The 7,331-nt window shown below is 30.7% G+C and carries 5 protein-coding genes and 1 pseudogene; 2 read left to right on the forward strand and 4 right to left on the reverse strand.

All coding sequences use genetic code 11. From position 1 onward, the window contains the following. A partial coding sequence (locus tag B2671_RS16100) for a DUF4489 domain-containing protein (protein WP_346871313.1) occupies positions 1 to 391 on the forward strand: 391 nt, incomplete at its 5' end. A 310-nt stretch (positions 392 to 701) separates the two neighbouring features. After that, the gene (locus tag B2671_RS16105; RefSeq protein ID WP_346871314.1) at positions 702 to 2,891 is read left to right on the forward strand and encodes a DNRLRE domain-containing protein; all 2,190 of its coding nucleotides are present in this window, start codon (positions 702 to 704) and stop codon (positions 2,889 to 2,891) included. A 226-nt stretch (positions 2,892 to 3,117) separates the two neighbouring features. On the opposite strand, the gene B2671_RS16110 is transcribed toward B2671_RS16105, so the two are convergent. From B2671_RS16110 to B2671_RS16125, 4 genes and pseudogenes are all read right to left on the reverse strand, one after another. After that, positions 3,118 to 4,842 (reverse strand): NAD(P)/FAD-dependent oxidoreductase, encoded by a 1,725-nt coding sequence (locus B2671_RS16110; RefSeq protein WP_346871315.1) that lies wholly within the window; start codon positions 4,840 to 4,842, stop codon positions 3,118 to 3,120. Positions 4,843 to 4,910: 68 nt separating this feature from the next. Further along, positions 4,911 to 6,050 (reverse strand): aminotransferase class V-fold PLP-dependent enzyme, encoded by a 1,140-nt coding sequence (locus B2671_RS16115; protein WP_346871316.1) that lies wholly within the window; start codon positions 6,048 to 6,050, stop codon positions 4,911 to 4,913. Between the two features lie 302 nt (positions 6,051 to 6,352). Next, positions 6,353 to 6,853: a DUF4489 domain-containing protein gene (locus B2671_RS16120; protein WP_346871317.1), complete on the reverse strand. Its 501-nt coding sequence runs from the start codon at positions 6,851 to 6,853 to the stop codon at positions 6,353 to 6,355. A 253-nt stretch (positions 6,854 to 7,106) separates the two neighbouring features. Next, positions 7,107 to 7,331 (reverse strand): annotated as a pseudogene (locus tag B2671_RS16125) (hypothetical protein); the annotation flags it as partial.

The following is a 7,331-nucleotide window of genomic DNA, read 5'->3' on the forward strand; positions in this document are numbered from 1 at the left end:
TGCAGCTACTATAGCTGGTACAGCTTTCACTGTAAGCTCTCTTACTTTAGACACTTGTGGTTTATGTAACCCAACAACAAAGTTAGAATTTGCAAGTAATCTTGTTGCACCAGTTGCATTCACAGGAACTATAAACTTCCAAGTATTTAAACTTTGTAGAGGTCAATTTACACCTGTTCCTGTAGGACCTGCATGGACATTCAATTTAGTAGCATTACTTTCATCAGAAACATTCTCATTCTTTGTTTGTGATTGTGATTCTTGCTTTGATGATTGCTGTACCTATACTGTAGTTGCAACTGTTACTAGTGCAGTTACTGTTGGTACTCTTAATATCAACAATGCAACACTTGGAGCAATATCAACATGTGGTAGATGTAACTGTTGCTAAAAATTATGAGTATACGAAAATAATTTAGTTTAGCTAATTTAAAGTTAAGGGCAATCAATTATCGTCCTTAACTTTATAGATTTTAAAATGAAAATTTATAAATATATACTTTTTAAATTAATTAAACTCGAGGTTACTAACCTTGAGTTTTCTTTCACTAACTTTTTATTCTTTATAAAAAATATAATTTATAGTTATTGCTCTGAGTACAATTTTTTTATACTCTAATATATTATGTAAAGTAAATTTGTTATAATTTAAAACAACAGGGGAAAAGAAAATAAATCTAAAATAATAAGGAGATGACGTTATGCCCTCTTTACAACTTTCACCTGTACATGACACTTATATCTCTATGCTAAAGCCAAACAATAATTTTGGTACGTCAAGTCTTTTATTTACAGGCGTGTTTGTTCAACCTGCAGATGTATTTAGAAGTTTATTAAAATTTAATTTATCTGGAGTTATACCTGGCGGAAATACTATTTTAAATGCTTCTTTAAATTTATTTGTATATAGAAAAGATTCTTCAGATGGAGCATTATCTCCTCAAACTGTTAGCGTATTTACTAATTCAAATGATTTTTTACAGAATACTGTTACTTGGAATAATGCGCCATCCATAAATCCAACTCCCTATTCTATAGATATAACAGATGCAGATGTTAATACTTTTATTAGTATTGATATAACAAATATAGTAATTGATTGGTTTGAAAATATACTACCCAACAATGGTATCACTTTAGTTGGAATAGAAAATATAATTCTCTCTACTATTGGATATCTATCTAGTGAATGGTCAGCACCAATTCAAAGACCATTTCTAAATATTGAATATACTGTAATACCCCAACCTGTAGATGCAAATATAAGCGAATATGCCTATATATATAATACAGGAAATCAGCTGATACCATCCCAAGAAGCTATAAAATATAACTCAAATGGTTGGATATTGGGACACATTGGTCATATTGTAGGAGAATCTGAAATTTTCATAGAAGTTGCTGGTGACTACGAAGTAATGTTCAGTATATCTGGAGCTGAGCCGAATGTATTTGGTATTTTTATTAATGGAGTTCTTGTTACTGATACTATATTTAAATCAGGTGATACAAATCAACAAAATACTGGATATGCAATCATTAGTATCAATTCACCTTCTATAATTACTATTGTAAACATGTTGTCCGACACACCTGTTATCCTCCAAACTATACCCGATATAACAAATGAAAGTGTAACTGCGGCTGTGTATATTCAAAAATTAAATCTAAGAACATCAGCTAATGTTACAAATACCGTTGAATTTTTGGAAGCATTAAACGATTCTACCATTAACACTATTAATATGTCTCCCGGACTATATAATATAAGTTTAGAATCTCCTTTTATCCGCACAACAGCCGTAAAATTACAATCAACATTACCAGGGGCACAGATTACTTTTGCTATATCTCAAGACATCACTTATCTTTCTTTTGGAGATAATATAGCATTGACAACAAATAGAATTTATAATATAACCCAACTGTTGTTTTATACAGATTTACCCACCTCCATAGCAGCTGCTTCACCCGGCGACACCATATTAATATTTCCTGGTAGTTATAATCTTATCGCACAGTTAATAATTAATAAATCATTAACACTTAAAGGATTTTCTGCCGATACAACAATGATTACATTTGCAGATCTTGGTGATACTTCTCATTTATCTATTCAATCAGATAATGTTACCCTTGAAGGACTTCATTTCGTAGCACTTACACCAATTTCTGGAAATTCTAACTCGCTATTTAATATTCCTTTTAAAGCTTTTCCCGATGATATTTATAGCAATATCACTATAAGTAGTTGTATTATGGAAGGAGGTCGCCGCAACGCCTTTATTAAAGCAAATAATCTCTCTATTTTATCTACAACATTTATTCATACTGGTAATCGAAATTCCTTGCATATTGAATCTGTACAAGGTAGAACACTTATTGCTGGAAACACTTTTAATGGATCAACTGACAGCTTAGCTACAATGACATTTGAAGGTATCCCATTGTCAAGTGGTTCAATTATTATTAGAAATAATATTTCAAATTCTTTTACTCAATTTACACTATTTAATACTGAATTTCAAAATGCATCAATTTTAATAGATGAAAATACAATAACTCATATATCCAAAGCTTTATCTGGTAGTTCAATTATTTTTCTTCCAATAGATTTTGCACAAGTTGATTTTATTCATATCGAAAATAATAAAATTGTTAATTTAAACGCTAATCGTCTAGCTGTATTTCTTGACTATAGATTCGGAGGAACAAATATTCCAAGAGATGAACAAATTAAATTATTCAATAATATTTTTGATGTTGCACTTCCTTGGGGAGCTGTAGACGATACAGTAGACACTCTATATCCAGTAGGATTTAGTACGGGTGCACCTCCTAGTTTAACTCTAACTGTATTTGAATTGGTACTCAATACAGTTATTTACTAAAACATCTATGCATAATTCAGTATCATATCTATATATTTTCAATAAACCCTCATTAACTCCAACTCACTATTTTTTAAATATAAAATTCCGATTAGTCTATAATAATGTTGCTCTATTTCATTAATAAAGATGAGCTTTCATTTTATATAGAAAGAAAATGACCTACATCTAGCTGATGTAGGTCATTACATTTATACTAAAATTCAATTATACTTTAACCCTATGCCTATTTTTTATTAGATACTATTTGCTTTGCTACTTCATTTGCTGAAATCATTCCACTCTGTAAAGCGCCTTGTTGCGATGCATGTTTTTGTGATATATGCTCTCCTGCAAAGAATACTCTATTTCCCATTTCTGGAACAGTTACAGCATATGAAAACAGTGTTTTATCCTCTGGTTTTGATAGTGCCGCTGCTCCCCATATATACTGTACATCAGACCAGATTAATGACTTATAATCAATAAAATTCTCATCAATATAATGAGGAGGAAGTTCATGCATTTTTTCAAGGTATTTTATAACATCATTAACTTGCAACTCAGGGTTTTCATTGCCTAACCTAACAGCTTCTTGACCCCAACTATAACTAGCAAGCAATACCCCTGGCTCTTCAGTCTTTACATCATTCTTTAAAGTCCAATTCCCATATTTATTAGGTACAGGTTTTGCGTGATCTGATGGATAGTAAACTGAAGTTAGTGGTAGATCAGTGAAAGATCGTCCTCCTACTATTCTTTTTGACGTATTTCCCATTTCCCAAAATCTTTTCTTAATATATAAATATATCTTTTGCGCTGTTTCATAATTCATTTCATTTATTGCCTGCATCTTTGTCACTGTGAAAAGAGGATTAATCTCAACTCTTCTCAAGCTTGTGAATGGAATAGCACATATAACATAATCATATTCCTCTAGATTCTCCTTGCTTGTTCCACATTCTTTATATTTAAGAAGGATTTTATTATTTGAAGATGAACTATATATGCCATCAATTGGAGAACCCATTTTTATATCTACACAACCTAATTTATCTTTGTCAATACCTTTGTACACTTCTTCTAAGTTTCCACAAATTGCTTTGTATAATGAAAAAGGTAAGTTAATCATACCATTATTAATACCATAAGTGAACTCAGAATCAACAGTATAATATTGCTGTAAAATTTCTGTAAGACTTAATCTAAAAAACTGATGACTACCTTCCAGATAACCTAACATTGATATTGCATCTTCACTAAACTCTTCATTTTCATATGCTCTTCTATAACTTAGTTTATCTATGTCCTCTATACTTTTTAAGTATTCAGGTTTAGTTTCAACTAACTCCTTTCTTTCTTCAGATGTAAGAGCATCTAAATATTTTTGATAAAATTTTCTATTAAGTTGTGAACGAACTTTGTTTCTGTCGCTGTCTGTCAAAAGAAATTCATGAAATATATTCCTTGATATATATTTCCCTTTAGGATTATTCACAGCTCTTTTGCCTCTTACATAAAGCAGAGTATTAGTATTATTATTTACGAAGGGGCTTGTGTTAAGGTTAAAAAGATTTATATAATGCCAAGTCGTCTCATGGGATACTGGTATACTCATTGGTCCTAATTCACCATAGTATCTTTTATTTCTGTCAAAATAGTAGGTATATACCCTACCACCTATTCTCTGACTTGCTTCAAATAAAGTAACATTACATCCTATCTTCCTAAGTTCAAAGGCTGCAGATAGCCCTGCCTCTCCCCCACCAATTACTGCTACTTTAATGTTTTTCGCATACCCTGGTGGACAAATATTTGTTATATCTTTAGGCGGACTCATTAAATCAATTATATTATCTAGATCATCTAATCTATTCTGCATCTTTAGTATATATTCAAGCATTTTATATCTTTCACAATCACTAGGATTGTCTATTTGATAAAGAGAGTTTGAATTATTACAAGCATTCATAACTTTCACATCCTAATGTTTTTTTATTACATATATAATTATATATGTACTGTATCCTCCATTTCACATTATTTTAATTTATAAATCATTATAATTGCTTCCACTAATTTTTCTATATCCTCTAAAGTATTAAAATAACCTGGACTCACCCTTACCGTACCAGCATACTCCGTACCGATTACATCATGTATTAAAGGTGCACAGTGGTAGCCTGTCCGTACAGCAATTCCTCTTTCATTTAGTTGTTCGCCAACAATTGAAGCATCAATTCCATCTACATTTAATGAAATTACTGCACTTCTTTGTTTTTTAGAATCACTTCCATAAATTTTTACGTAAGAAAGTTTTTTTATCTGTTCTAACAAATACCATAATAATTCTTCTTCATACTTTCGTATATTATCTAATCCAATTCTCTTAATAAATTTTACACCTTCACATAAACCTGCAATTCCTGGCGTATTTAGTGTTCCACTTTCAAACTGATCCGGAACAAAATCTGGTTGGACCATAAAGTGTGAGTTACTTCCTGTTCCACCCTCCTTAAAATTCCTTAGCTTAATACCATCTCTTATAAATAATCCCCCTGTTCCTTGAGGTCCAAATAACCCTTTATGTCCTGGGAAAGCTAATAGATCAATATGATCATTTTCCACATCAATTGGAATTACTCCAGCACTTTGAGATGCATCTACCATAAATATAATCCCATTATCCTTTGAAATCCTTCCGATGCTTTTAATATCCTGAATACTGCCTAATACATTAGAAGTGTGATTGATAATAATCATTTTAGTGTTTTTCTTAATCTCTTTTTTGATGTCGTTAAAATTAATATAACCTGATTTATCTACACCTACCAAAGTAACTTCAACTCCATCTTCAAATAATGAATGAAGTGGTCTTAAAACAGAATTGTGTTCAATTACTGTACTAATAACATGGTCTCCTCTTTTTAAAGCTCCTTTTATTGATATATTTAAGGCTTCTGTAGCATTACTAGTAAAAATCAAATTCAAAGGACTGGGTATATTAAATAATTCACATATTTCCTCTCTTGCTTCCATGATTTTCAAAGCTGATTTCACGGACATATCATGGGAGCCTCTCCCTGGATTAGCACAATAATTTTTCATGCAATTTAATACTTGGTCATAAACTTCTGATGGTTTTGGAAAGGATGTAGCTGCATTATCTAAATAAATCATATAATCCTCCTTTTATAGGCACAACACAAATAAATATATGACTTATCATTAAAATAAGAAATATCTATCATTAAGTCATAAAGCTATTGCTCATTATACATTATATTCAAAATATTGAAGTTTCGTGATTGCTCATAAAAATATAAAAGATAATTGTTTTAGAATAATAATATATAAATTACAGATACATAAGAAAAATCTCGGAATGGAAATTTCACACTCCGAGACTTTGTTAACATTAATATTAGTAATTTATTTATTTATATGAAAACTAGCTAAGCTCATCGATATATAACTATTCTTTAACAACAGTTATTTCTGCCACATGTTGATATTGCTCCAAGTGTTGCGTTATTAATATTAAGAGTTCCCACAGTAACTGCACTAGTAACAGTTGCTACTACAGTATAGGTACAGCAATCATCAAAACAAGAATCACAATCACAAACAAAGAATGAGAATGTTCTAGATGAAAGTAATGCTACTAAATCAAATGTCCATGAAGGTCCAACTGGAACTGGAGTAACTTGACCTTTACAAAGTTTAAATACTTGGAAGTTTAGAGTTCCTGTAAATGCAACTGGAGCAACAAGATTACTTGCGAATTCTAGTTTTGTTATTGGATTGCATAAGCAAGAATTATCTAAAGTAACAGAGCTAACAGTAAAAGTTGTACCTGCTATAGTCGCTACTGGAATTGTAGTTGCACTAGGAGTACCACATTTTATAATAGTTGGACAGTGTTTGTCCTCTTTAGATTCTTTTTTGCAAGGATCATAATAACCTTTTGACATTGAATTCATAAATAGAATCCTCCCTTTAATTACATAAATTTTAAAAATGATAATTGTGTTAATAATTAGAATATTAAATTATTTTGTTGAGTGTTTTTATTATAGTATATGAGTTTTATGAAAGAAAGGTGATGAGAGATAGGCATTTATTATAAAATAATATACTTAAGAATAGTATCACCTTTCATGATTACTAATTTTAACGAAGTTAAATTATTCATATAACTACATAAACCTTAATTATTTTTAAGTTATAGTACTTTTAATCATTATCGTCACAGTCTGGGAATAATGGATCTAAGTTTTGATCTGGATAGAACTTAGGAATTGGGGCTCTATCAAATCTTTCACATGGATCTTCTTCAGGCTCTTCTTCACATGGTTCTTTTGGAACTGGACAGTAATCATAAGCAGGGATGAGTAGTTGTACAATAAGCTCACATTTTACAACAATGTAGTAACCTAAAGTAATATCTAAAACATCATC

The sequence above is a fragment of the Clostridium sp. UBA5119 genome (genome assembly GCF_002414285.1).
GTDB classification, from domain to species: domain Bacteria; phylum Bacillota; class Clostridia; order Clostridiales; family Clostridiaceae; genus Clostridium_J; species Clostridium_J sulfidigenes.

Bases quoted from the DNA above. Each gene is read 5' to 3' on its own strand.
- B2671_RS16115 (WP_346871316.1), bottom strand. From the start codon at position 6,050: ATGATTTATTTAGATAATGCAGCTACATCCTTTCCAAAACCATCAGAA.
- B2671_RS16105 (WP_346871314.1), top strand. From the start codon at position 702: ATGCCCTCTTTACAACTTTCACCTGTACATGACACTTATATCTCTATG.
- B2671_RS16120 (WP_346871317.1), bottom strand. From the start codon at position 6,853: ATGAATTCAATGTCAAAAGGTTATTATGATCCTTGCAAAAAAGAATCT.
- B2671_RS16110 (WP_346871315.1), bottom strand. From the start codon at position 4,842: ATGAATGCTTGTAATAATTCAAACTCTCTTTATCAAATAGACAATCCT.